General features: G+C 66.9%; 27 protein-coding genes. 18 read left to right on the top strand and 9 right to left on the bottom strand.

The window, feature by feature from the left end; genetic code table 11:
- The first annotated feature begins 13 nt into the window (after positions 1 to 13).
- The 13 genes from SK854_RS27755 (at position 14) to SK854_RS27695 (ending at position 13160) form a co-directional block, all read left to right on the top strand.
- Positions 14 to 1351: an ABC transporter substrate-binding protein gene (locus SK854_RS27755; RefSeq protein ID WP_319978052.1), complete on the top strand. Its 1338-nt coding sequence runs from the start codon at positions 14 to 16 to the stop codon at positions 1349 to 1351.
- Complete coding sequence (locus tag SK854_RS27750; RefSeq protein WP_319978051.1) at positions 1352 to 2209, top strand: carbohydrate ABC transporter permease; 858 nt, start codon at positions 1352 to 1354, stop codon at positions 2207 to 2209. It begins immediately after the preceding gene.
- Positions 2206 to 3039 (top strand): carbohydrate ABC transporter permease, encoded by an 834-nt coding sequence (locus SK854_RS27745; RefSeq protein WP_319978050.1) that lies wholly within the window; start codon positions 2206 to 2208, stop codon positions 3037 to 3039. The genes SK854_RS27750 and SK854_RS27745 overlap by 4 nt, the downstream gene beginning before the upstream one ends.
- An 11-nt stretch (positions 3040 to 3050) precedes the next feature.
- On the top strand, positions 3051 to 4532 hold the full coding sequence (locus SK854_RS27740) for a glycoside hydrolase family 13 protein (RefSeq protein ID WP_319978049.1): 1482 nt from the start codon (positions 3051 to 3053) through the stop codon (positions 4530 to 4532).
- A gap of 272 nt (positions 4533 to 4804) precedes the next feature.
- Positions 4805 to 5566 carry a DeoR/GlpR family DNA-binding transcription regulator gene (locus SK854_RS27735; protein ID WP_093598618.1) on the top strand — a complete coding sequence of 254 codons (762 nt, stop codon included), beginning with the start codon at positions 4805 to 4807 and terminating at the stop codon, positions 5564 to 5566.
- Between the two features lie 69 nt (positions 5567 to 5635).
- A complete protein-coding gene (locus tag SK854_RS27730; protein WP_319978048.1) occupies positions 5636 to 6982 on the top strand; it encodes an ABC transporter substrate-binding protein in 1347 nt (448 codons plus the stop codon).
- 1 nt (position 6983) lies between these two features.
- Entirely contained in the window at positions 6984 to 7913 is a 930-nt protein-coding gene (locus SK854_RS27725) for a carbohydrate ABC transporter permease (protein ID WP_319978047.1), read from the top strand.
- Positions 7910 to 8710, top strand: a complete 801-nt coding sequence (locus SK854_RS27720) for a carbohydrate ABC transporter permease (protein WP_319978046.1) — start codon at positions 7910 to 7912, stop codon at positions 8708 to 8710. The genes SK854_RS27725 and SK854_RS27720 overlap by 4 nt, the downstream gene beginning before the upstream one ends.
- Positions 8707 to 9696, top strand: a complete 990-nt coding sequence (locus tag SK854_RS27715; RefSeq protein ID WP_319978045.1) for a zinc-dependent alcohol dehydrogenase family protein — start codon at positions 8707 to 8709, stop codon at positions 9694 to 9696. The genes SK854_RS27720 and SK854_RS27715 overlap by 4 nt, the downstream gene beginning before the upstream one ends.
- Positions 9697 to 9770: 74 nt before the next feature.
- Positions 9771 to 10043, top strand: a complete 273-nt coding sequence (locus SK854_RS27710) for a hypothetical protein (RefSeq protein WP_319978044.1) — start codon at positions 9771 to 9773, stop codon at positions 10041 to 10043.
- Positions 10022 to 11896 carry a sensor histidine kinase gene (locus tag SK854_RS27705; RefSeq protein WP_319978043.1) on the top strand — a complete coding sequence of 625 codons (1875 nt, stop codon included), beginning with the start codon at positions 10022 to 10024 and terminating at the stop codon, positions 11894 to 11896. Before SK854_RS27710 ends, SK854_RS27705 begins: the two co-directional genes overlap by 22 nt.
- Positions 11893 to 12537, top strand: coding sequence for a response regulator transcription factor (locus SK854_RS27700; RefSeq protein WP_319978042.1), 645 nt, complete (start codon positions 11893 to 11895; stop codon positions 12535 to 12537). Before SK854_RS27705 ends, SK854_RS27700 begins: the two co-directional genes overlap by 4 nt.
- Positions 12538 to 12614: 77 nt before the next feature.
- Complete coding sequence (locus SK854_RS27695) at positions 12615 to 13160, top strand: radical SAM protein (RefSeq protein ID WP_319978041.1); 546 nt, start codon at positions 12615 to 12617, stop codon at positions 13158 to 13160.
- On the opposite strand, the gene SK854_RS27690 is transcribed toward SK854_RS27695, so the two are convergent.
- Positions 13147 to 13320, bottom strand: coding sequence for a DUF397 domain-containing protein (locus tag SK854_RS27690; protein WP_319978040.1), 174 nt, complete (start codon positions 13318 to 13320; stop codon positions 13147 to 13149). The two genes, SK854_RS27695 and SK854_RS27690, sit on opposite strands and share 14 nt — an antisense overlap.
- Complete coding sequence (locus SK854_RS27685) at positions 13295 to 14140, bottom strand: helix-turn-helix domain-containing protein (RefSeq protein WP_406601838.1); 846 nt, start codon at positions 14138 to 14140, stop codon at positions 13295 to 13297. The genes SK854_RS27690 and SK854_RS27685 overlap by 26 nt, the downstream gene beginning before the upstream one ends.
- Positions 14141 to 14307: 167 nt before the next feature.
- Between SK854_RS27685 and SK854_RS27680 the strand changes: the two genes are divergently transcribed.
- Entirely contained in the window at positions 14308 to 15486 is a 1179-nt protein-coding gene (locus SK854_RS27680; protein WP_319978038.1) for an HNH endonuclease signature motif containing protein, read from the top strand.
- 124 nt (positions 15487 to 15610) lie between these two features.
- Here SK854_RS27680 and SK854_RS27675 read toward each other — a convergent pair whose 3' ends face one another.
- From SK854_RS27675 to SK854_RS27645, 7 genes are all read right to left on the bottom strand, one after another.
- Positions 15611 to 16546, bottom strand: coding sequence for an asparaginase (locus SK854_RS27675; protein WP_319978037.1), 936 nt, complete (start codon positions 16544 to 16546; stop codon positions 15611 to 15613).
- Positions 16547 to 16576: 30 nt separating this feature from the next.
- Positions 16577 to 17254, bottom strand: coding sequence for a polysaccharide lyase family 7 protein (locus tag SK854_RS27670; RefSeq protein ID WP_319978036.1), 678 nt, complete (start codon positions 17252 to 17254; stop codon positions 16577 to 16579).
- Positions 17255 to 17365: 111 nt separating this feature from the next.
- Positions 17366 to 17929 carry a 1,2-dihydroxy-3-keto-5-methylthiopentene dioxygenase gene (locus SK854_RS27665; RefSeq protein ID WP_319978035.1) on the bottom strand — a complete coding sequence of 188 codons (564 nt, stop codon included), beginning with the start codon at positions 17927 to 17929 and terminating at the stop codon, positions 17366 to 17368.
- The gene (gene mtnB, locus SK854_RS27660; protein ID WP_319978034.1) at positions 17926 to 18522 is read right to left on the bottom strand and encodes a methylthioribulose 1-phosphate dehydratase; all 597 of its coding nucleotides are present in this window, start codon (positions 18520 to 18522) and stop codon (positions 17926 to 17928) included. Before mtnB ends, SK854_RS27665 begins: the two co-directional genes overlap by 4 nt.
- Complete coding sequence (mtnC, locus tag SK854_RS27655; RefSeq protein ID WP_319978033.1) at positions 18519 to 19175, bottom strand: acireductone synthase; 657 nt, start codon at positions 19173 to 19175, stop codon at positions 18519 to 18521. Before mtnC ends, mtnB begins: the two co-directional genes overlap by 4 nt.
- Positions 19172 to 20173 (bottom strand): s-methyl-5-thioribose-1-phosphate isomerase, encoded by a 1002-nt coding sequence (locus tag SK854_RS27650; RefSeq protein WP_319978032.1) that lies wholly within the window; start codon positions 20171 to 20173, stop codon positions 19172 to 19174. The genes mtnC and SK854_RS27650 overlap by 4 nt, the downstream gene beginning before the upstream one ends.
- Positions 20173 to 21273, bottom strand: coding sequence for an acyl-CoA dehydrogenase family protein (locus tag SK854_RS27645; RefSeq protein ID WP_319978031.1), 1101 nt, complete (start codon positions 21271 to 21273; stop codon positions 20173 to 20175). The genes SK854_RS27650 and SK854_RS27645 overlap by 1 nt, the downstream gene beginning before the upstream one ends.
- Before the next feature lie 139 nt (positions 21274 to 21412).
- Here SK854_RS27645 and SK854_RS27640 point away from each other — a divergent pair, with 139 nt between their 5' ends.
- The 4 genes from SK854_RS27640 (at position 21413) to SK854_RS27625 (ending at position 24991) form a co-directional block, all read left to right on the top strand.
- Positions 21413 to 21616, top strand: coding sequence for a cold-shock protein (locus SK854_RS27640; RefSeq protein WP_030479286.1), 204 nt, complete (start codon positions 21413 to 21415; stop codon positions 21614 to 21616).
- Between the two features lie 511 nt (positions 21617 to 22127).
- The gene (locus tag SK854_RS27635) at positions 22128 to 22370 is read left to right on the top strand and encodes a hypothetical protein (RefSeq protein WP_319978030.1); all 243 of its coding nucleotides are present in this window, start codon (positions 22128 to 22130) and stop codon (positions 22368 to 22370) included.
- 317 nt (positions 22371 to 22687) lie between these two features.
- On the top strand, positions 22688 to 23884 hold the full coding sequence (locus SK854_RS27630) for a PI-PLC domain-containing protein (RefSeq protein ID WP_319978029.1): 1197 nt from the start codon (positions 22688 to 22690) through the stop codon (positions 23882 to 23884).
- 30 nt (positions 23885 to 23914) lie between these two features.
- A complete protein-coding gene (locus tag SK854_RS27625) occupies positions 23915 to 24991 on the top strand; it encodes an aminotransferase-like domain-containing protein (RefSeq protein ID WP_319978028.1) in 1077 nt (358 codons plus the stop codon).
- The last annotated feature ends 29 nt before the right edge of the window (positions 24992 to 25020 follow it).

Genomic DNA, 25020 nt, shown 5'->3' with positions numbered 1-25020 from the left:
GGGCGGCCCCACCATGAAGAAGTCCGCTGCCGTGCTGCTAGGCGGTGTCCTCGTTCTGAGCACCGCCGCCTGTGGGAGCGGTTCCACGACTGAGCCCGGCGGCAAGGTCACGATCAACATCAATGGTCAGCCGCCGCAGACTCAGGCGTTCGACCGCAAGGTCTTCGACGAGGACGTCGCGGAGTTCGAGAAGCAGAACCAGGACATCGACCTCGTGCCGCACGAGGGGTTCATGGACCCGAAGACGTTCTCCGCCAAGCTCGCCGGCGGTCAGCTCGAAGACGTCTTCTACGTCTACTTCACCGATCCCGCCGCGCTCATCGCCAGAAAACAGGCCGCCGACCTCACCGACTACGTCAAGGACGTCCCGCACTACGGCGACCTCAAGCAGGAGCTGAAGGACGTATTCACGGTCGACGGCAAGGTCTACGGGCTGCCCACCGCGAACTACACGATGGGCCTGCTCTACAGCCGCACCAACTTCACCAAGGCCGGCCTGAACCCCGATCAGCCACCGAAGACGTGGGACGAGGTTCGCGCCGCCGCCAAGAAGCTCAAGGACGCCGGTGTCACCGGGTTCGCCGAGTACAGCAAGAGCAACCAGGGCGGCTGGCACTTCACCACCTGGATGAAGTCCGTCGGCGGTGACATCGCCCGCAAGGACGGCGACACCTACAAGGCCGACTTCAACAACGACAAGGGCAAGGAAGTCCTGCGCAGGCTCAAGGAGATGCGCTGGGACGACAACTCCATGGGCGAGAAGCAGCTCCTGGAGATCGGCGACGTGCAGAACATGATGGGCGCCGGGCAGCTCGGCATGTACCTGGCCGCGCCGGACAACGTCGCCGCGATCGTCAACCAGTTCAAGGGCAAGTACGACGACTACGGCCTGGCCGCGATCCCGGAGCAGAAGGGAACCCTGCTCGGCGGCGAGGGTTACATGATCAACCCGAAGGCCACGCCGGAGAAGATCAAGGCGGGCCTGAAGTGGATCCAGTGGAAGTACCTGAACCCGGACCGCCTCGAGGGCAACCTGCAGAAGTACAAGGACCGCGGTCAGCCCGTGGGCCTGCCGATCCCGCCGATCGCGGACATCTGGACCGGTGAGCCGCGCAAGCAGCAGGAAGACCTGAAGGCCAAGTACGCCACCATGCCGGTGAAGAACTTCCAGGCCTATGTGGACGGTTCGGAGTCCACGAAGGGCTCGCTCGAACCGCCGCAGGCGCAGCAGGTCTACGCGATTCTCGACTCCGTCGTGCAGGCCGTGCTGACGAACAAGGACGCTGACCACGCGGCTCTGCTGAAAGACGCCGAGACCAAGGTCAACGCCGTTCTGGCGCAGGTGAAGTAAGTGCGGCGCCACGTCACCGCGTACGGCTTCCTGAGTGCCGCGCTGGTCGTCTTCGCGGTGTTCTCCTGGTACCCCATCGTGCGCGGGGTGGTCCTGAGCTTCCAGCAGGTCAACTTCGTCACGAGTCCCGACTGGGTGGGCTGGGAGAACTTCGAGCGACTCTTCGCGGACCCGCTGTTCGGGGTGGCGTGGCGCAACACGCTGTACTTCACGCTTCTGGCGCTGGTTCTCGGTTTCGGCGTCCCGTTCCTGACGGCCGTGGTGCTCAACGAGCTGCGGCACGCCAAGGGCTACTTCCGGTTGCTGGTCTACCTGCCGGTGATGTTGCCGCCGGTCGTCACGGCCCTGCTGTGGAAGTGGTTCTACGACCCGGGACCCGGCCTGTTCAACTCCGTCCTCCGAGGACTCGGGCTGCCGACGTCCCAGTGGCTCGACTCCGCCGACACCAGCATGATCAGCCTCGTCCTGGTGATCACGTGGGCGAACATGGGCTCGGCCACGCTGATCTACCTGGCCGCGCTGCAGACCATCCCCGGTGAGCTGTACGAGGCCGCCGACCTGGACGGCGCGGGGATCGTCAGGAAGGTCTGGCACGTCACGATCCCGCAGACCAAGTTCGTGATCCTGATGCTGTTGCTGCTCCAGGTCGTGGCGACGATGCAGATCTTCACCGAGCCGTTCATCATGACCGGCGGCGGCCCGGAGGAGTCCACGGTCACCGTGCTCCTGCTGCTGTACCGCTACGCCTTCTACTACAACGACTTCGGCACCGCGAGCGCGCTGAGCCTCATCCTCTTCGCGGTGCTGGGCGTCTTCTCCTTCCTCTACCTCAAGATCACGAAGAAGGCCGACGCATGAGGACTCTCACGAGGGGAACGGGCCCGGCGTACTGGATCGTCCTCGCCGGCACGCTGGTCCTGTTCACCGCGGCGTTCCTGCTCCCGCTGGTCTGGGTGCTGATCGGCGCGTTCAAACCGCCGGCGGAACTGGCGCAGCAACCGCCGACGATCCTGCCGGAGACCTGGGAGCCTGGCGCGTACGTCGACGCCTGGAACTACATGGACCTCGGCCGGTTCTTCCTCAACACGTTCGTCGTCGCGATCGGCGCGTGGGCCGTGCAGATGGCCGTGATCGTGCCCGCGGCCTACGCGCTCAGCAAACTCCGCCCGATCTTCGGCAACGCGATCATGGGCCTGATGCTGGCGACGCTGATGCTGCCGTCGACGGCCGTGCTGGTCCCCGTGTACCTCACGCTGACCGACCTCGATCTGCTGAACAACCCGGCGGGCATCTGGTTGCCGGCCGCGGCGAACGCGCTGAACGTGTACCTGCTCAAGCGCTTCTTCGACCAGATCCCGGAAGAGCTCCTCGAAGCGGCCAGGATCGACGGCGCGGGAACGTGGACGACCCTCGTCCGCATCGTGCTGCCGATCTCTCGCCCCATCCTCGCCGTCGTCTCGATCTTCGCGGTCGTGGCGGCGTGGAAGGACTTCATCTGGCCGCTGCTCGTGTTCCCCGATCCGGCGAAGCAGACGCTCAGTGTCGCGCTTCAACGCTTCGCTCCGGACACCCCGATCAACCTCCTGCTCGCGGGCCTCGTGCTGGCGAGCCTGCCGATGGTGGCGCTGTTCCTGGCGTTCCAGCGGCACATCCTCGCGGGGCTCACCGCGGGCGGCGTAAAAGGCTGAAAGGACACCAGATGAGTTGGTGGCGCAACGCATCCATCTACCAGGTCTACCTGCGCAGCTTCGCGGACGGCAACGGAGACGGCATCGGCGACCTGGCCGGCCTCCGCGCCAAGCTCCAGCACATCGCGAGCCTCGGCTTCGACGCGATCTGGCTCAACCCGTGGTACCCGAGCCCGCTGGCCGACGGCGGCTACGACGTAGCGGACTACCGCGACATCGAGCCGGTGTTCGGATCACTCACCGACGCCGAGAAGCTCATCGCGGACGCGCACGGGCTCGGCATCCGGATCATCATCGACCTCGTCCCGAACCACAGCAGCGACCAGCACCCGTGGTTCAAGGACGGACTGTGGGATCGCTTCCACGTCCGCGACACCGAGGAGATCCCGAACGACTGGCAGTCGCGCTTCGGCGGCCCCGCGTGGAGCAAGCTTCCGGACGGCCGCTGGTACCTGCACCTCTACGCCGCCGAGCAGCCGGACTTCAACTGGGAGAACCCGGTCGTCCACGACGAGTTCGAGGACATCCTGCGGTTCTGGCTCGACCGCGGTGTCGACGGCTTCCGCATCGACGTGGCGGACGGCCTGGTCAAGGACTTCAGCAAGCCCGACGTGGATCTCCCCTACTCCGACCAGGACGGCGTGCACGAGATCTACCGCAGGTGGCGGCAGATCGTCGACGAGTACGACGGCGACCGCATCCTCGTCGGCGAGATGTGGCTGCCGGACCCGGTCCGGTTCGCCCGGTACCTCCGGCAGGACGAGATGCACAGCGCGTTCAACTTCGACTTCCTCTGCTGCCCGTGGAACGCGGACGAACTGCGCAGCGTCGTCGACAGCACGCTCGCCGCGCATGAACCCGTTGGCGCACCACCGACCTGGGTGCTGTCCAATCACGACGTCACGAGGCACGTGACCCGCTACGGCCGCGAGAAGACGGGGTTCTCCTTCGCGGACAGGCAGCACGGCGCCCCGACCGACTTCGAGCTCGGCACCCGTCGCGCCCGTGCGGCGATCATGCTCACGGCCGCGCTGCCCGGCGGTGTGTACGTCTACCAGGGCGAGGAACTCGGACTCTGGGAGGTCGAGGACCTGCCGGACGAGCTGCGCGAGGACCCGGTGTGGCACCGCTCCGGCTTCACCGACCGGGGCCGCGACGGCTGCCGCGTGCCGCTCCCCTGGTCCGCTGAGGACGGTCCGAGCTGGTTGCCCCAGCCGGAGAACTGGCAGGACTTCTCGGTCGCCGTCCAGACGGACGACCCCGACTCGATGCTCGCCCTGTACCGCCAGGTGTTCGCGCAGCGTCGCGGCATCGACGGCGACCTGGAGTGGCTCGACCTCGGCGAGAACGTGCTGGCGTTCAAGCGCGGCGACCACACGTGCGTCGTCAACCTGTCGGACGCGCCGATCGATCTGCCGGGCGTGCCAACGTTGTCAAGCGTCCCGCTGGAGGACGGCAGGCTCCCGAGGGACGCGGCCGCCTGGCTGAGCTAGGAACGAACTGAGAGACAGTGAGCGGTTGTGGTCGAACTGTGACCACGACCGCTCACTCGTTTTGCCCACATGGGGGCATTGCGGGCAGAACGGCACCGGGACTCGGGCATGCCCGCTCTGATCGACCTGCGTGAACACACCGTCACGCACTGCGAACCGGGCATAAATCGGGCAGGATCTCACCCAGTTGTGGCACTCACCACAATGTTTCGAGGGTGTTTCATCTATGCACGGCCCGAACGGGCAACCCAAGAGCCGAGTGGGCAGGTGACATGCGAGCCGAGGAACGCAAGCGGCGCATCCTGGCCAGGGCCCGCGCCGACGGCCGCGTCGACGTGGTGGAGATGGCGCAGGAACTGCGCGTCGCACCCGAGACGGTCCGGCGTGACCTGCGCGTACTGGACGAACACGGCCTCGTGCGCCGCACGCACGGTGGCGGTGTCCCCGTCGAGAGCGCCGGCTTCGAGACAGGACTCCGGTTCCGCGCCGGGTCGCACGTCCCGGAGAAGCGGCGGATCGCGAAGGCCGCCGCCGAACGGCTCGACGACGCCGAAACGGTCTTCATCGACGAGGGCTACACGCCGCAACTCGTCGCGGAGGCGTTGCCCACGACCAACCCGCTCACGATCATCACCGCGTCGCTGCCGACCGCGGCGGCGATGTCCGAGCACCCGTCGTGCACCGTCCTGCTGCTGGGCGGCCGCGTCAGGGGCCACACACTGGCCACTGTGGACCACTGGACCACCAGGATGCTCGGCGAGATGGTCATCGACCTCGCGTACATCGGCGCGAACGGCATCTCCCGCGAGCACGGCCTGACCACGCCCGACCCGGCGGTCGGCGCGGTGAAGGCCAAGGCGCTCAACGCTTCCCGGCGCAAGATCTTCGTCGGGACGCACACGAAGTTCGGCGTCTCCAGCTTCCACCGGTTCGCCGAGGTCTCCGATCTGGAGGCGGTCGTCACGGACAGCGGCCTCAGCGCGCACGAGGCCCACCGCTACACGTTGCTAGGCCCCAAGGTCATCAGAGCCTGAACGCCCTCGAATTTGGGCGCGACATCCCCCTTCTTCAGCGCGCCCAAAAACCCTTGAAAGGAACCGACGATGCCGTCGATTCGCACACCACTTCGCACATTCGGGGCCGCCACCGCCGTGTTGCTGCTCGCGTCCGCCTGTTCGGGTGCCGGTGGCGGGGCTGGTGGTGAGAACTCGGTGAACGTCCTGATGGTGAACAACCCGCAGATGCAGGACCTGCAGAAGCTCACCGCGGACAACTTCACCAAGGACACGGGCATCAAGGTGAACTTCACCGTGCTGCCGGAGAACGACGTCCGCGACAAGATCAGCCAGGACTTCTCCAGCCAGGCGGGCCAGTACGACGTCGCGACGATCTCCAACTACGAGACGCCGATGTACGCCAAGAACGGCTGGCTCGCGCCGATGGACGACTTCGTGTCCAAGGACAGCGGCTTCGACCAGGCCGACATCCTGGAGCCGATCAAGCAGTCGCTCACCGCGGCCGACGGCAAGGTGTACGCGCAGCCGTTCTACGGCGAGTCGTCGTTCCTCATGTACCGCAAGGACCTCTTCGAGGCCAAGGGCATCACGATGCCGGAGAAGCCGACCTGGGCGCAGGTCGCCGAGGCCGCCCAGAAGGTCTCCACTCCGGAGGTTCGCGGCATCTGCCTGCGCGGCCAGCCGGGCTGGGGCCAGGTCATGGCCCCGCTCACGACGGTCGTGAACACCTACGGCGGCACGTGGTTCACCAAGGACTGGCAGGCGCAGGTCAACGCGCCGGAGTTCAAGGAGGCCACCAAGTTCTACGTGGACCTCGTCCGCAACTACGGTGAGTCGGGCGCTCCGCAGGCCGGGTTCGCCGAGTGCCTCAACAACATGACGCAGGGCAAGGTCGCGATGTGGTACGACGCCACGGTCGCCGCCGGTCTGCTCGAAGCCGACGACTCGCCGATCAAGGGCAAGCTCGGCTTCGCCCAGGCGCCGGTCGTGAAGACCGACACCTCCGGCTGGCTCTACACCTGGGCGTTCGGCATCCAGAAGGCCTCGAAGAAGCAGGACGCTGCCTGGAAGTTCATCTCCTGGGCGTCCGGCAAGGGCTACGAGGAACTGGTCGGCAAGAACGTCGGCTGGGCGAAGGTGCCGGACGGCAAGCGTTCGTCGACCTACCAGCGTCCCGAGTACAAGCAGTCCTCCGGTTCGTTCGCCGCAGCCGCCGAGACCGCGATCAAGGGTGCGAAGCCGCTCAACCCCGGTGTGCAGGAACGCCCCGCGCCCGGCATCCAGTTCGTCGGCATCCCCGAGTTCACTGACCTGGGAACCCAGGTGTCGCAGCAGATCAGCTCGGCGATCGCGGGCGCGGTGACGGTGGACGACGCGCTGAACAACGGGCAAGGACTCGCCGAGAAGGTCGCCGCGAAGTACAAGGGACAGTGACATGGCGGTCATAGAGCGGGAGCGGCCGGTGGTGGACCGGCCGCCTCCCGCCCCCCGCAGGAGCTATCCGAAGTGGGCGCGGCGGGCGCCGTTGCTGCCCGCGCTCATCTTCCTGATCATCGTGACGCAGCTGCCGTTCGTGGCGACGCTGGTCATCTCGTTCATGAAGTGGAACTCGCTCGACCCGAGCAGCCGCGGGTTCGCCGGTTTCGACAACTACGTCAACGTCTTCACCGACCCCGATCTGCGGTCCTCGGTCGTCAACACGATCGTGCTCACCGCGTCGGTGGTGCTGATCAGCCTGGTCCTCGGACTCGGGCTGGCGTTGTTGCTGGACAAGAAGTTCAAGGGCCGCGGGTTCGTGCGCACCATGCTCATCGCGCCGTTCCTCGTGGTCCCGGTGGCGGCGGCGCTGATCTGGAAGCACGTGCTCTACAACCCGGAGTACGGCCTGTTCAACGGAATCCTGAACTGGCTGGGCTTCGACGCCCAGCCGGACTGGATCAGCACCATGCCGATGAGCGCCGTCGTGCTGTCGCTGGTGTGGCAGTGGACGCCGTTCATGATGCTGATCCTGCTGGCGGGCCTGCAGAGCAAGCCCATCGAACCCGTCGAGGCGGCCACGATCGACGGCGCGTCGTCGTTCCAGATCTTCCGGTACCTGACGTTCCCGCACCTGCGCCAGTACCTGGAGCTCGGCGGGCTGCTCGGGTCGATCTACATCGTGCAGAACTTCGACGCGGTCTTCACGATCACGTCCGGTGGTCTGGGCACGGCGAACCTGCCGTACATGATCTACCAGACCTTCTACCAGGCCCACGAGTACGGCGAGGCCTCCGCGGCCGGCGTCATCGTGGTGGCGGGGTCGATCCTGATCGCGACGTTCGCGCTGCGCACGGTGTCCTCGCTGTTCAAGGAGGAGAAGCGATGAGCAGGATCTGGGGTGTGCTCGCCTGGTTCGCCGGCATCGTGTTCTTCGCTCCGGTGGCCTGGATGTTCCTGACCTCGCTGCACAGCGAGTCGGACGCGGCGACGAACCCGCCGTCCATCGCGGCGCCGCTGACGCTGGACGGGTACGCGGAGTTCTTCGACGCCGGTGCGTGGCCGCCGCTGATCAACTCGTTCAGCGCCTCGATCGGATCGACGATCATCGTGCTGTTGCTGGCGATCCCGGCCGCGTACGCGTTGTCGATCAAGCCGGTGGAGAAGTGGACGGACGTCCTGTTCTTCTTCCTGTCCACCAAGATGATGCCGGTCGTCGCGGCGCTGCTGCCGATCTACCTGATCGCGCAGTTCTCCGGGATGCTCGACAACATCTCGTTCCTCACGCTGCTGTACTGCTCGATGAACCTGCCGATCGCGGTGTGGCTCATGCGGTCGTTCCTCGCCGAGGTCCCCAAGGAGATCCTCGAAGCGGCCTCGATCGACGGCGCCGGGCTGATCACGACCCTGCGCCGGGTGGTGGCACCGATCGCGATGCCCGGCATCGCCGCGACGGCGTTGATCTGCTTCATCTTCAGCTGGAACGAGCTGCTCTTCGCACGGGTGCTCACCGGTGTCGTCGCCGGTACCGCGCCTGTGTACCTGACCGGGTTCGTCACGTCGCAGGGCCTCTTCCTGGCCAAGGTCTGCGCCGCGGCGGTCGTGGTCTCCCTACCGGTGCTCATCGCCGGGTTCGCCGCTCAGGACAAGCTCGTCCAGGGCCTCTCGTTGGGAGCAGTCAAGTGAAAGCAGCAGTGATCACCGGCGTCGGGTCCGTCGAAGTGACCACTGTGGACGATCCCACCTGCGGTCCCCGCGAAGTGGTCGTCGACGTGGCGGCCTGCGGGTTGTGCGGCACGGACCTGCACATCCTGCAGGGCGAGTTCGCTCCCACCCTGCCGGTCGTGCCGGGCCACGAGTTCGCCGGCACGATCGTCGAGATCGGTTCGCAGGTCAACGAGCTGAAGGTCGGCGACCGCGTGGCCGTCGACCCGTCGCTCTACTGCCACGAGTGCCGGATGTGCCGTTCCGGCAAGAACAACCTGTGCGAGCGCTGGGCGGCCATCGGCGTCACGACGTCCGGTGGCGCGGCGGAGTTCGCGAAGGCGCCCGTGGCCAACTGCGTGAAGCTGCCGGACCACGTGCGAACCGAGGACGCGGCGCTGATCGAGCCGCTGTCGTGCGCGGTGCGCGGCTACGACGTGCTGCGGTCGCAGATGGCGTCGCGGGTGCTGATCTACGGCTCGGGCACGATGGGCCTGATGATGCTGCAGCTCGGCAAGCTGACCGGCGCGTCGTCGATCGAGGTCGTGGACCTGAACGCGGAACGCCTCGAAACGGCCCGTCAGCTCGGCGTCACGGCTGTCGCGGCGAACGCGGACGAGCTGGACCGGCCGCAGGGCTGGGACGTCGTCATCGACGCCACCGGCAACGAGAAGGCCATCCAGGACGGGATCGGGCGGGTCGCCAAGGGCGGCACGTTCCTCCAGTTCGGAGTCTCGGACTACTCGGCCCGCGTGACCATCGAGCCGTACAAGATCTACAACCAGGAGATCACCATCACCGGCTCGATGGCGGTGCTGCACTCGTTCGAACGGGCGGCAGACCTCTTCGCGACCGGAGTACTGGACCCCGAGATCTTCATCAGTGACAGGGTGCCGCTGGCCGACTACGCCGGGGCGTTGGACCAGTTCAAGGCCGGTAAGGGCCGCAAGATCCAGGTCCTGCCGTGAGCTGATCCGAGAAAGTTCTCAGAAGTTCGTGGGCACTCGTGTATCCAGACGAGTGCCCATGACTCCTTCCAGGCATGTCGAAACCCCGGCAGAACGTGGAAGTACCGCCGTACTTCTCGCACATGTCCGACGAAGAGCTCCTCGCCTGGTACGCGGAGCTTCAGGCGCGCGCGATGAACGCGCCGCCTGGGGACGTCGATTTCGATCACTCTCACCAGCCGGCCAAGCCGGTGACCGTCGAAGAGCTCCGCCACCGGATCATGACGTTCCAGGGCTGGCCGGGTGGGCTCTCCACCCTCGACGCCGGTTCTCCGTTCCACAACCTGTGGCACTGGCTCAGCGACTGACTCGGCGCGAGGTCACCCTCGCCCGAGTCGTTGGCGCGTTGGTGGCCGCCTGTGTGCTCTTCGCCGTCGTGCACACAGCGGTCACCGGCGCGGTCTCGCATCCGCGGAACTGGCTGGTCGCCTTCGCCTGCACCCTGCTCGGGGTGCGGGTGATCGGCCACGTCCGCAGGTCGTCCGTCGGGTGGTTGCTGCTGGCCATGGGCGTGTTCGGCGCCGTCGCCATCGCGGTCGCGGGTCAGCCCGAAGACCATCCCGCCCGATGGGTCGAGGCGTGGGTCTGGTGGCCCACGTACGCGTTGTTGCCCGCTGTGGCACTGGTCTTCCCCAACGGCAGGCCGTTGAGCAACCGCTGGTGGATCGCCATCGGCGCGTCGCTGTTCAGCGCTGTCGCCGGCACGATCGGGATCGCCTGGGCGTCGTGGGGCGATCCCGCCTCGTTCTGGCAGAGCAGCGGCGGTGGGCTCGCGAAGACGATCACGCTCGTCGCCGTGCTCGCGGCCGGGGTCTCCGTGCTGGCGGCCGTGGTCTCCCTGGCACTGCGGTGGCGGAGGGCCGAAGGGGACGAACGCCGGTTGCTCGTGTGGGCGTTCGCGCTGCTGACGCTGGCCGGAGTGGCGACCGTGGTCGAGACGACGGACGGGCACATCGCGTGGATCGTTGGTGTACTTGCGTTTCCGGCCGCCGCGGTCATCGCGATCGTGCGGTACGGCCTGTACGACATCAGCCTGCTGATCCACCGGTCGTTGCTCTACGGCACGTTGACCGTGGTGCTGCTGCTCGTCTACCTCGGTGTGATGGTCGGCGCGGGCCAGCTGTTCACGAACGACGCCGAGGTGATCGGCGTGGTCGCGGCGGGGCTCGCGTTCGCGCCGATTCGCAGCTGGGTGCAGCGCAAGCTCGACCAGTGGCTGTACGGCCAGCGCTCCGATCCTTACGCGACCCTGTCCACGTTGAGCGAGAAGCTCGAACGCTCGCAGGACGTGCTGCCGACGGTCGCGCAGACCGTCGCGGAGTCGTTGAAATTGCCGTACGTGGCGATTCGCGGTGGGTCGGTGCTGGCCGAGCACGGACGCAGTCGCGGATGGCCGCAGCTGCGCTTTCCCATGACGTACCGGGGTTCTTCCGTCGGCGATCTCGTCGTCGAGCCGCGGGCGCCGGACGAACGGCTGAGCGACCAGGAACTGAGTCTGCTCGTCGACCTCGCCCGCTCCACCGCCCCGGCCGCGCAGTCGATCAAGCTGACCGCCGACCTCCAACTCGCCCGCGAACGGCTCGTGCGCGCCCGCGAAGAGGAACGGTTGCGGTTGCGGCGCGACCTGCACGACGGCGTCGGACCGGCGCTGGTCGGGATCCGGTTGCAGCTCAAGGCGTTGCGCCGCTCGCTGGGCGACGTGCTGGACCCGGTGCTGGGCGACGTCGACTCGACGGCCGGCGAGGTGCGCAGCCTCGTGGACGGGCTGCGGCCGCCGATCCTCGACCAGGGCCTGGCATTGGCCGTGCGCGATGAGGCCGCACGCTTCAACGGCGACCTGCGGGTTCAGGTGGAGGCCGAGGAGATCGAGGGGCTGTCCGCGGCCGTGGAAGTCGCGGCCTATCGGATCGTCGCGGAGGCCCTGACCAACACCGCCCGCCACTCGGGCGCGTCGACGTGCGTGATCACGGTGCGGGCCGACGGCGACCTGATCGTCGAGATCGTGGACGACGGGCGCGGCGTCGCGGCCGATTCCAAGCCGGGAGTGGGCCTCGACTCGATGCGGGAACGGTGCGCGGAGCTGGGTGGATCGTGCACAGTAGGACCCGCGGAACCACACGGCACTCGGGTGGTGGCGCGGATCCCGTTGGAGGCCCAGTGACGCGCGTGGTGATCGCGGACGACCACCCGGTGTTCCGGCGCGGGCTGAAAGCGTTGCTGGACGGGGAGGACGGCCTCGAAGTCGTCGGTGACGCCGCCGACGGGCAGGAGGCCGTCAAGGTCGTCCTCGACCTGGAACCGGACGTCGTCGTGATGGACCTGCACATGCCCGTGCTGGGCGGGGTCGAGGCCGCGAAGCAGATCCGTGAGGTGTTGCCGGACATCGGTGTCCTCGTGCTGACCATGCACGAGGACGACGAACTCGTGTTCGCGGCGATGAAGGCCGGAGCCCGCGGCTACCTGGTCAAGACGACCGACGACGACGAGATCGTGCGCGCGGTGCAGGCGATAGGAGCCGGAGAGGCGATCTTCAGCGCCACCATCGCCCAGCGCATGATGGGCTACTTCACCGCGATCTCGTCGTCCAAGGCCGTGCTGTTCCCGCAGCTCACCGACCGCGAACGGGACGTGCTGGAGCTGATGGCGTCCGGGCTCGACAACCCGTCGATCGCGTACAAGCTGAGCCTGTCGGGCAAGACCGTGCGCAACCGGGTCTCCGCGATCTTCACCAAGCTCCAGGTGGCCGATCGCGCACAGGCCATCGTGCGGGCCCGAGAGGCCGGGCTGGGAAGTCCCTCCTAAGTAGGGACACCGGTCACCTGACGAAGGGACTTCGCCCTCGTTTGGATCGGCGTATCCGCCGAAGGGGGCCCGATCGCATGGACATCACCTGGGACGTCGCACACGCGCGGCTCAGCCACGACCGAATGCTGCACATCGCACAGGCGCTCATCTCGATGCGCCCCGAGACCGTCACGCTGGGAGGCGGGGAACCGCTGGGAGTCCCCGGCCTGTTCGAGATCGTCGAACTGTTCCGCGCCGCCGGAATCGACGTCGTCCTGCGCACGTCCGGCAAGTCGCTGCACCCGTCGATGGTGCGGACGCTGCTGATGTCGTGCTCGCGCGTCGAGGTGTGCGCGATGGCGTTCACGCACGCCATGCACGCGTTGCACCTGCTCGACGTCGGTGCCGCCAAGCTCGACCGGCACGCCGTGTTCGGCCTCGACGCCACCGGGATCCGGCGCGGGTTCGACCGCCTGGAGGAGTTCTGCGCCACGACCGCGTTCGAACTGCCGCGCCTGGCGTTCATCGCGTTCAGCGACACGATCGGCTCGGACCACGCGCAGTACCTGCAGTCGCTCGCGCCTCAGACCGTCCGGGTGACGGTCGAGACCGCGAACACGTCGGTGGTCAGAGCGAGTTGATCAGGGCGCGCCAGGCAGGGGTGGAGAACGCGAGTACCGGACCGCTCGCGTTCTTCGTGTCCCGCACCAGCGCGTCTTGGGCGAGAGAGACCTCCACGCAGTTGCCCGAGCCGCTGCCACCGCTGTGGCTGCTCTTACGCCAAGTCCGTTCCTGGAACATCCGAGTCCTCTCGCAGGCCGCTGACGTACTCCATCAGCTTGCTCCGCGATTGTTCCTCATCCAGGGCAACGGCATCCAGCCGCTGAAAGAGCCTCCTCGCCCGCGCGACGGCGGTCTTGTCCTGCGCGAACACCTTTGCCATGTCGGTTTCGCAGTACACGACCGGTGATGCCTTCTCGAACTCGTACAGCACGCATGGCGAGCGGAAAGCCGTGATGTGCGCCGGCACCACCCGAAGGATGTGGGTGTTGAAGAGGAGACGCAGGTACTGATCTTCCCGGACCGCAGCACTGCCCAGCTGCATCCGAAGTGCCAACTCGTGTACGTAGAACAAGCACTCCGGGCGACTCGGTCGCCTCATGATCGCCTGCCGCTCCATGCGCGCTTGGACGAACTTCTCGATGTCCTCCGGCGCCTCGATGTGGGAATCGACGAACAGCTCCCGCGCGTAGTCCTCCACCTGCACGAGACCGGGCACCGTCATGATGTCGAGACTGATGATCTTCGTAGCGATCGCTTCGGCCATGGCGAGTGTGCGCAGGTCGTCCGGCAGCTGTGCGAAGAACAGGTCGAACGCGTTGTAGTAGCGGCCGCGGAACGCATCGATGAAGTCGATGTCCTTGCCACAACTCGTCAGGTACTGGACGAGGTCGATCTCGCTCGCTCGCACCTTGCCGAGTTCGATGTCGGACACCTTGCTCGGGTCCCAGCCGAGCTGGACGGCCATTGCACGGCCGTGGAACTGGGTGCAGGTCTCCCTCAGACGGCGCAGCTCGTCGCCGAGATCCCGGCTGTACGGGGTGGAAATGATCGCAGTCATGCTCAGTGACGGTATGGCTTGGATTTGAACCATGCCACGGGCTCGTTCGGGTGAAAACGTGATGACCTATGGCGCCGTGCAGCACGCACGGCGTCATAGGGCCTGACCTGCACGTTCACCGGATCGTGGAATGGAATTCGAACACCTGTTCATGCCACGATGAACGCATGACAGCACTCGGACTCGCCTCTCCGCTTGAGCTCCTCGACGAGCTCAAGCGGAAAGTCCGTGCGCTGCACCAGCTTCAGTTCCAGGTCCTCGAGATCATCGGCGCGCTGGACCAGCAGGGTGCGGCGGAAACGCTGGGGTACAAGGATCTGATCGAGGTCTTCAAGCACACACTGCGGTGGGACCCCAAGGTCTCGCGCCGCAAGATCAAGCAGGCGCAGGCCTTGTGCCCCACGATCACGCCCACGGGTTCCAGAATCGGCCCAGCCCTGCCCGGTGTCGCAGCCGCGATGGCCGAGGGCGAGCTGTCCGAGGACCACGTGGAGGTTCTGGCCGAGGCGATGGCCGGCCTGCCCTCCGTGGCGGAGGAGCACGTCGTCGGTTACGCGCTCCAGCACGAACCCCGCTCGGCAAAGGCGTTCTGCAAGGAGCTGGCCTACCGGCTCGACCAGGACGGTCCGGAGCCCAAGGAGCCGGAGCCCGTCCAGCCGAAGAACTCCCTGCGGCGCCAGTGGAGGGCGGGCCGGTACTTGCTGTCCGCCGACCTGGACGCCGAGACGGGCGCGAAGCTGGACGCGCTGATCGCCCCACTGGCCAAGCCCGAGCCCCACGACATGAGGTTCGCACCAGAACGCGAGGGCGACGCCCTGTGCGAGGTGGTCGACCTGGCCCTGCGCTCCAGCGGCGACAGGATCTACAGCGGCGAACGCGTCCAACTGACGGTCACGGTCGATTACGACCGGCTCCGCAAGGGCATCGGCAGCGCTCTCCTGGACAACGGCGATCACCTCCCGATGAGCCAGGTCCGCAAGATCGCCTGCGACGCGGGCATCATCCCCGCCCTGCTGGGCAGCCGTTCCCAGATCTACGACGTGGGCCGCAAGACCCGGACTATCAACGCCGGGCTGCGCCGTGTCCTCGTGGCCCGTGACAAGGGCTGCGCCTTCCCCGGCTGCACCAGACCGCCCAAGCACTGCGAAGCGCACCACATCAGGTTCTGGTCCGACGGCGGCGAGACCAACGCGGCCAACCTCGTCCTGCTCTGCCGCCGCCACCACGACCTGGCCCACCACTCGGAGTGGCAGATCCAGATGCTCGGTGGCCTCCCCGCGTTCCGCCCACCCGCGTACATCGACCCACTCCGAAGACCGAGGACCAATGCGATCCACGTCGCCTAGCGTCTCGCGGTCGCCGCTGTCGAAGAGGATGCGATCGGTGGTCCTGATCTCGTTGCCGGACAACGAGATCAGGACCTCAGCGAGCAGCGCCCGCCTGTCGAAGAACCCGCAGGCGAGCAGCAGCTCAGAAAACGCCCCCGCGGGCCGTGAACACGTCCTCGATCGGACTCTCCGAGCCGAGCGCGAGGCGGAGGAGCACGCGTGCCTTGCGCGGGCACAACCACCCGGCCATCACGACCCCGCGCTGGATCAGGTCCGACTCGGATCCGGTGAAGCCGTAGGTGTCGCGGAACGTCGTCCCAGCACCCGTCCGCGTCGCGACCACGACCGGGAACTGGGCCCGCGAGATCGCCTCGGCCATACCAGTCGACACGTGCCCGACGCCCGCGGCCGCGACGACGGCGCCCTTGACGTTGAGCCAGTCGAGGACGGAACCGTCATCGTCCAAAGTGGCCTCGATCAGCGGAACCGCCGGTGCGTCGAGAGGTCGCGGCAACGCCGGAAGCCGGTGCGCGGGGTGGAAGTACTGAGGTGCGCCTTCGACGACGAGTCCGAGCGGGCCGGGGAACGATGTGAAGGCGTTCAGCAGGCTGCTGTGCGTCTTGCGGACCCAGCGGGCGGCGTGGATCTCGTCGTTCAGCACGAGCAGTGCGCCGCGTCCGCGTGAGTTCTGGGCGGCCGCAACGGAAACTGCTGCGGCGAGGTTGGCGGGGCCGTCCGCGCCGGGGAGTCCGGGGTGCCGCATCGCGCCGGTGACGACGATCGGTTCGTCGTGCGGCCACAGGCAGTCGAAGAAGTACGCGGTCTCTTCGAGGGTGTCGGTGCCCTGGATGACGACGACGCCTTGTGCGCCTTGGGAAACCTGCTTGTCGGCCCAGTCGAAGGCGTCCAGCAGCGTGGTGAACGTCAGCGAGGCGCCTGGGATCGTGGCGAGGGTGGCGATCTCGCCCACTTCCAGCCCCTGGACCAGGTCTTTGGCGCCCAGGGTCGGTGACACCGCACCGGAGCCCGTCATCGTGATCGTGCCGCCGAGCGATGCCACCGCCACCTGTGAGCTCATGCCCTCACTCTAGGGTCCCGGAAGAAGGGATTACTGGCGCCAGTAGGTGATGTTGCGGAAACGGGCCTCCGCGCGGCCGCTGCCGTGGTGGTAGACGCCGTTCTTGAAATAGCGCGTCGCCGGGCCCTCGTCCTGGTGGGTGAGTTTGAGAGCGCCGTTGTAGTAGGTCTTCACGGTGCCCCGGCCACCCGCGACGGCGGTGTGTTCGACGCGGATCTTGAACCATTTGTTGTAAATGCCGGTCGCGATGACCTGGTTGCTGTCCTTGCGCAGGGTGCCGCCGTTGATGTTGGCGACGTTGAGCATCACGTCGGTGGCGCGGGTGCCGTCCGGGCGGCTGCCGCGCAGGATCTGCACGACGGTCGGGCCGCTGACGCCGGCCGGGATGTAGATCTCGCCCTCCCAGGCGCGCGACCCGCTGGAGTACTCCTGGTTGAAGCGCATCTCGGTGCGCGGATCCGTCGGGCTGCCCTGGGTGTGCGGCTGGTCGTAGTCGTACACCCACATCGTGTGGACGCCGCCTTCGAGCTTGTAACGGCTGCTCAGCGCCAGGTTGTACGGCTTCTGGACGGTGTAGGTGTACGGCGCCGAGACCCACTGCGCGGACGGCGGCTGAGCGAGGGCCTGAGCCGCCGGGGCCACGAGCAGGGGCGCGGTCAACGCGAGGGCGAGCACGGATCGTCGTGTGTGGAGAGCAGGGGTTTCCACGTTGAATCCCTCCGACCTTCGATAAGTGGTCTGTACCACTGTGAGGTCAGAGGGCGGAGGGAATCAATAGTTCGTTCAAATTCCGGAACAATGTTCAGATAGGCGAACTTTTCACGTTCCTGAACTGAGCTCGTCGAAGGTCGGGAACTTCTTCGCGATGTCGCTGCCGGTGAAGTTTCCGATCCAGCCGTCGTCGTCGTGGAAGAACCTGACCGACACGTAGTCCGGCGTCGTGCCCATGTCGAACCAGTGCGTGGTGTTCGCCGGAACGCTCAGCAGGTCGCCCGCCGTGCAGAACACCGCGTAGACCTTGTCGCCGATGTGCAGGTAGAAAACCCCTGCACCACGGGCGAAGTAGCGGTCCTCGTCGTCGTCGTGGGTGTGCTCGGCGAGGAACTTGTTCCGGAACTCGACGGCCTTCGTGCGGTACTCGTCGGTGTCGGCCGGCGTCATCTCCATCGCGTCGACGTAGCCGTAGCCCTCCGTCTCACTGACGCGGGCGATGTCGTCCTTGAAGATCTCCAGGGCGTTCTCGGCGGTGACACCGTCCACAACGGACCAACGGCTGAAGCGCACGCCGTGCTCCTTGAGCGCGGTGGCGATCTCCTCGGCGTCCGCGGTGCGCAGGACGGTCTCCTCGGGGCCGGATTCCGGCCACACGGTCAACAGCGTCATGAGTGCCTCCCCGTAAAGATGTCTCGCGTCTCCACCTTGAAGCGCAGCAACCACTCCAGGCATTCCAGGCGGTGCCGTGCCTGCATCAGGTCCTCGCCCCACACGTACACGCCGTGCCGTGCGACGAGCAGCGCCGGGACCTTCGGGTCGAAGCCCTTCTCGAAGGCGTCGCCCAGTTCCAGCATGTCCTGCGAGTTGCGCACGACCGGGATCACGACCTCTTCGTGGTCGTACCGGCCGAAACCCTTGAGCATCTCCAGGTCCTTGAGGACCACGCCGTCGGGCCAGTGTTCCGCCGCGACGACGGTGGCCAGCGCGTGGACGTGCACGACGGCTCCGGCGCCCGAGACGTGGGCGATCCTGGCGTGCAGGCCCGCTTCGGCGGACGGGACCTTCGGTGAGTCGACCGCGTTGCCGTCGACGTCGATGATCACGCTGTCGTCCGCGGTGATCTCGCCCTTGTCGACGCCGCTGACCGTGACCGCGAGCCGGAGCGGATCACGTTGCAGGACAACGGAGAGGTTGCCGCTCGTGCCGCGCATCCAGCCCATCTGGGCGTAGCGGACGCACTCGCGGGCGAGCTCTGCCGTCACGACAGCTCCCAGACCGTGGGGTGCGGCGTGAAGTCGGCGTTGCCGTACGGCTCACCGGCACGCGCGACGCCGACCGTCTTCCAGCCCGCCTCCTGCGCGGCGTGCAGCTCGGCCGGAACGTCGCTGTAGAAGGTGATGTCGTCGCTCTGGAGCGTCTCCGCGATCTTGTGGTACGACGCGGCTTCGCGCTTCGGGCCGGCGTTGACCGTGTCGAAGTGTTGCTCCAGCAACGGGGTCAGGTCGCCGTCGGTGGTGTGCTGGAAGAACGCGACCTGGCCCGCGACCGAGCCGGAGCTGAAGATCGCGAGCTTCACGCCGTCGCCGTGCCACTTGCGGATCGCGGGGACGACGTCCGGGAAGAACTCCGCCACCAGGTCGCCCTGCGCGTAGCCCTGCTGCCAGATGAGGCCCTGCAACGTCTTGAGAGGCGTGACCTTCTGGTCTGCGTCCATCCAGTCGTGCAGCGCTTTGACAACGTCGTCGTGCCCGCTCAGTTCCTTGATCTGCTTGACGGCGCCGGCGACCACCGGGTCGTCACCGTGCTGCTCGATCCACGGCCCGAGCCGGGGGCGGGCGTAGTCGTAGAGGACGACCAGCACCTGGTCCGTCGCGCTCAGCGTGCCCTCGATGTCGAGCACGACCCACTTGCTCACCGCTGTTCTCCCTCGTAGTACTCGTCCAGCGCGCCGGCGGCGTAGACACCCCGGTCCGTCACCACGGTCGTGACGAAGCGCGGCGGTGTCACGTCGAACGCCGGGTAGTGCCCTTTCACCCTCGGCGTGGCACTGGGCCTGCCGAGGACCTGCAACACTTCCGAGCCGTCGCGGTACTCGATCTCGACGTGGTCCGTCGTCGGCGCCTGCAGATCGGGTGCCTGCACTTGGGCGTGGAACGGTACTCCGAACGCGTGCGCCGCCACGGCCAGCCCCAGTGTGCCGACCTTGTTGACGACGTGCCCGTCCATGGTGACGCGATCGGCCGCCGTGACCAACGCGTCGACCTGTCCGCTCTGCAGGACCGCGGCGCCCATGCCGTCCGTGATGAGCGTGGTGTCGACGCCCATCTCGATCAACGTCTCCGCGGTGAGCCGGGCTCCCTGCAGGTAGGGCCTGGTCTCGGTGCAGAAGAACTTGAGCTGTTTGCCTTGTGCCTGCGCGGCTTTGACCGTTTCGGTGAGGTACAGATCCGCCCAGCAGTGGGTCATGACCGTGGCGTCGGCGGGCAGCAGGTTCGCCGTGTGCTCCCCCAGTGCCTGGCTCTTGGCCCGGTACCTGCGATCGCCTTCCTCGGCGCCGTACAACGCGTGCGTGATGTCCTGCGCGGCGTCCACGTGTTCGAGGACGATCTTGGTCGCCTTGCGCAGGGCGTTGTTGGTGCGTCTGGTGTTCTCAAGCATCCGGGCGGTTTCGGCGAGCTGTGCGCGGGCGTTCTCGAACGGCAGGCCTTCGAGGGTGCGCGCCTTGAGCACCATGGCGAACAGCACCGCGAAGTACGGGCCGGAGGACTGGGTGACCATGTCCTCGATGGCCCGCGCGACCTCCTCGGCCGTGCGGCAGAGCACCCAGTTCCGTTCGAACGGGAACTGCCGCCGGTCGAGGATCAGGACGCCGTTCTCGGTGAGCTTCACCGAGTCGGCGAGGACCGGCTGCATCAGCTGTACCCGGTGTGCGCGGGGCGCGCGCCGGTGAGGAAGTGCTCGCCGACCTCGCGTGCCTTGTAGACGACCGGATCGTGCAGCGTGAGCGTGCGGGCGTTGCGCCAGAAGCGGTCCACGCCGTACTTGGCCGCCGTGCCGCGCGCGCCGACCTGCTCGAAGATGCGGCTGGTGACCTCGTTGACGAGCTTGGTGCTGACGACCTTGGCCTCGGAGATCGTGACCGCGACCTCGCCGCGCCTGGCGGGGGTCAGGTGCCTGCCGAGCTCGGTCGCCTCCCAGAGCTGCCGCGCGGCTTCGTCCGCGAGCAGCCCGGCGGCCCTGGTCTGGGACACCATCTCGCCGTAGGCCGCGACGATGTACGGATCCTCGGTGGCCGTTTCGACGCCGCTGACGAACCACGGGCGGGTCTTCGTCCGGGTGTAGTCGGCGGCCTCGGCGAGCGCGCCTTCCGCGATGGCCACGTAGAGCTGGGCGAGCACGAGCTGGAAGCCGATCGCGGCGAGGCTGATGCGCGGGTCCTCGTTCGCGGGCTGGACGCCGAGGATCTCGGTGACCGCGACGTTCTCGAAGTTCACGCCACCGGACGCGGTGAGGCGCTGGCCGATGTTGTCCCAATCGTCCAAGTAGGTGATTCCGCCGGCTTTTCCGTCGAGCAGGAAGGTGAGTTTCTCGCCGTTGTCCGTGCGCGTCGCACTGACCACAAGACGGTCGGCGACGGCGGCTCCGGTGGCGAACGTCTTGCGACCGTTGAGGACGAAACCATCTTCGGCGGGGCTGAGTTCGAGCGCCGCGTCGAGCGGGTTGCTGACGCCTGCCCAGAACTGGTCGGGCCGGACGCTGAACGGCGCGTCGAACAGGCCGCTGCGCCAGATCTGCAGGTAGTGGTACCCGAGGAGGTGCCCGATGTTGGCGTCGGCGGCCCCGATGATCCGGCCGATCCGCTGCTGCTGCGTCCAGTCGCCGACGTTCAGCAAGCCGCTCTGCCTGAGCAGTTCCACCTCTTTGGCGGGTGGCTGGTTCGCCCGGTCCCTGTCCGCCGCGTCGGACCTGAGCGTCGCCGCCACCTCGTGCGCGACGTCCAGCCAGTTCGTCATTCCTGCTCCTCTCGGGGTACCACGTTCAACTTACTTCGTCACACCACCGGGCTAACCACGATGTGAGAGAGACCGTCGACTGGCAGACTGCCCGCGCACCTCGCTTTGGCGAGGGACCAACATCTAGGGAGCATTCGGTATGGCGCAGGGCACCGTGAAGTGGTTCAACGGCGAGAAGGGCTTCGGATTCATCGCGCAGGACGGCGGCGGTCCGGACGTGTTCGTGCACTACTCGCAGATCTCCGGCTCGGGCTTCAAGTCGCTGGAAGAGCAGCAGCGCGTGGAGTTCGAGATCGGCCAGGGTCAGAAGGGGCCGCAGGCGCAGGACGTCCGCGCCATCTGATTCAGCTCTTGGGGCCCGCTCGGTTTCGCACCGGGCGGGCTTCTTTTGTGCCCATACCTCCAAAACGGGCGCTGAGCTGGACTTCCCGGGAGTGTCAGACCCGTCTGTCATCGTGGTCACATCAGCTCGTTCGGAGAGCCACGATGATCGAAAGGCCTGGTACCGCCATGCATTCCGCCCCCTCACTCCACTCCGGACTCCACGGTCGCCTGCCGGGTCCGGCAGCGCGGTGACGGCGCCGCAGTGCGTCCGGCAGCGCGAGGACGGCCGTCGCTGCGAGGCCCGGGCGGCGGACTGGGGCGCACCCGATGCTGCCGACCCCGCCGCGAACCCCGTGGCGTGCTGGGCTCACCTGACACCGGCCGAACGCACGACCTGCCGTGCGAACCGCGACCGCCGAGCCCCGCGGCCTCAGGACCACGCCGCTCCGGCTCCACTCCCCCAGCGCCAGGCCGCGCCGCTAGCGTGGCCACCCCGCCGTTACGCGCCTGGGATCACCATCTCGCACAGCATGCGGAAGTCCCTCAACAAGGCCGCTTTCCTGCTGGCGACCGACTCCGGCCGCCATCCCGGCGCGGTCAACAGCGAGCTGAACGGCGTCATGGGGGTCGACCGCCGCGCCGAGGCGAGCAAGGAACAGCTGCGTGAGGGCCTGAGATACGTCGGCGATCAGCTGCGAGCCCTGGGCAGATCCAGCACCAGGCCGCGTGACCACGATGCCGGCACGACGTTCAGCGGCGATCCGCCGTTCTGAGACGACACAGGCGCCGCGGTCCGTCGACCACGACGCCTGTACTTGCCGCCGCGGGATGTCGACGACGTGCGCTCTCGGGACGTGCCCGGAGCAAGTGGCAACCGAGGGAGTCGAACCCTGCGCGGCTTGTGAAGGCGGCGCCCGAGTACCGGCCCTAACCCTTCGGTTGGGCGACGGCTGCCGTGGAGTTGTCCTGCGACGTACTGGTTCCCCTGCTCGTCAAGAGCGATTCACGATGCTGGGGATACCCAGAGTGTTAAAGGTTCACACCCTTGAAAGCGTTTCATGTTTCACCCCGGTGCATGACTCTGGTCACCATGCGATACCTCCCTGCCATCGCAGCCCTGCTGCTACTTCCCCTGGTACCCGCCACCGCCGACGCGGCTCCCGCGGGCACGTTCTACGTCACCAGTGTCAGGACCGGACTCAACGTCGCCCAGAGCGGCAGTGGACTGGCGCTGCACCGCCCCAAGGGCAACGAGGACCGCCAGCAGTGGCGGCTGAGCGACGGGAGGTTCGAGAACACCGACTCGCCGGGTCAGTGCATCACCCGTCAGCTCACCATGGGTTCGTGTTCACAAGGGGATACGGTTCACGAGCCCCGTCAGTTCGGTGATCAATGGGAATTCTTCAGCCTGAATGGCGAGTCGCGCTGGTACCTGACGCCGGTCAGCGGTCAGACCGAGCCGATGCCGGCGGATCCGCGGCTCGACCAGATGACGTTCCTGACCGCCCACAACGCCTATGCGAACGGGGTGGACGGCGGGTTCGCGCCGCCGTTCGTCAACCTCGCCAAGAACCAGACGCGCGGCATCGTGCAGCAGCTGAACGACGGCGTGCGGGGCTTCATGCTCGACATTCACCAGACCCCGGACGGCGCGATCCTGTGCCACAACAGTTGCACGCTCGTCAGCAAGCCGGTGGCGCTCAACGTGGACGTCCAGCGGATCGTGGACTTCCTCAAGAACAACCGCAGCGAGATCATCACGGTCTTCCTGGAGGACTACGTCGACGCGAACACGCTGCGCGCCGAGCTTCGCAAGGTGCAGGGGCTGAACGACGTCCTGTACCGGGCGGAAGGCGTGCAGCAGAACGGGTGGCCCACGCGCAGCCAGCTGCAGGGCAGCAACAAGCGGCTGATCATCTTCACCGACCACGGCAAGGACGGGCGCGAGGACAGCGGCGTGCTCTACCAGAAGGACTGGACGGTCGAGAACTACTGGTCGATGGGTTCGGGTCTGGGCAGTTCCGACTGGTCCTGTTACAGCCGATGGGATGAAAAACCGCTCACGGCGACGGGCAGCTTCCAGCCTTTGTTCGTGATGAACCACTTCCGGGACGTTCCGTTCACGAGCACGGCCACGACGGACAACGGCAAGCTCGCGAACCGGGCGCAGCAGTTCTGCCAGCCAGCGGCGCGGAAGAAGCCGAACTTCCTGGCAGTCGATCTTTATCACCTGGGCAATGCCCAGGCGGCGGTGAGCCTGCTCAACTCATACGCATATAGGCCGTAGCCCAGATTGTGGGAGTTGTACGCTCCGCGCATGGCCTCGATCCTGTTCACGCGCGGAGCGCCCTCTCTCGACATCATCGACCAGGAAGGCCTGCGCGAAGCAGCGCAGAAAGCCTTCACGGACGACCCCGGCGGCACCTTCGCGTACGGCACGAGCGTCGGCTACGTCCCGCTGCGCACCTGGCTCGCGGAGCAGCACGGCGTCGCGCCGGAGCAGGTGCTCGTCACCAACGGCTCGATGCAGGCCGACGCGTTCCTGTTCGAACTGCTCGTCCAGCAGGGCGACGACGTGGTGGTCGAGGCTCCGACCTACGACCGCACGCTGCTGAACCTGCGCCACCGCGGCGCCAAGATCCACGCGATCGAGCTGGAGACCGACGGCATCAACGTCGACGCGCTCGAGAAGCTGCTGGAGAGCGGTGTGCGCCCGAAGCTCGCGCACATCATCCCGAACTTCCACAACCCGGCCGGCTACACGCTGTCCGAGGCGAAGCGCGCGCGTCTGCTCGACCTCGCGGCCAAGTACGACTTCGTGCTGTTCGAGGACGACCCGTACGTCAAGGTGCGCTTCGAGGGCGAGCCGCTGCCGACGATGCTCTCGCAGGACAAGAACGAGAAGGTCGTCTACGCGTCGTCGTTCTCGAAGACCATGGCGCCCGGCATCCGCTGCGGTTACCTGGTGGGCCCGAAGGCCGTCATCAAGAGCGTCCAGGACATCGCCACCACCACGTACATCTCGCCGAACATGGTGGCGCAGTCGATCGTGAACTCGTACTGCCGCTCCGGCCGTCTCGACGAGTCGGTCGTGAACGTCCGCACGGCGCTGCGTGCGCGCAGGGACGCTCTCGTGGCGGCGCTTCAGCGTGAGCTGCCGGAGGCCGTCTTCACCGCGCCGCAGGGCGGCTACTTCATGTGGGTCGAGCTGCCGGGCGTGTCGATCGACAAGCTGGTGCCGGTCGCCAAGGAGCACGGCGTCGAGTTCGTGAAGGGCTCCGACTTCCTGCTGGAGGGCGGCGACAACGCCCTCCGTCTCGCGTTCTCGGGCGTGACGCCGGAGCAGATCGACGAGGGCATCACGCGCCTCGGCGCGGCCGTTCGCGCGCTCTAAGAGCACCAAAAAGCGTCAGTTACTGCCAG

Origin of the sequence: Lentzea sokolovensis (assembly GCF_033949975.1) — a bacterium.
In the GTDB taxonomy this organism is placed as follows: domain Bacteria; phylum Actinomycetota; class Actinomycetes; order Mycobacteriales; family Pseudonocardiaceae; genus Lentzea; species Lentzea sokolovensis.
The sequence above is the reverse complement of the archived record's forward strand: the minus strand, read 5'-3'. Positions and strand labels throughout refer to the sequence as shown.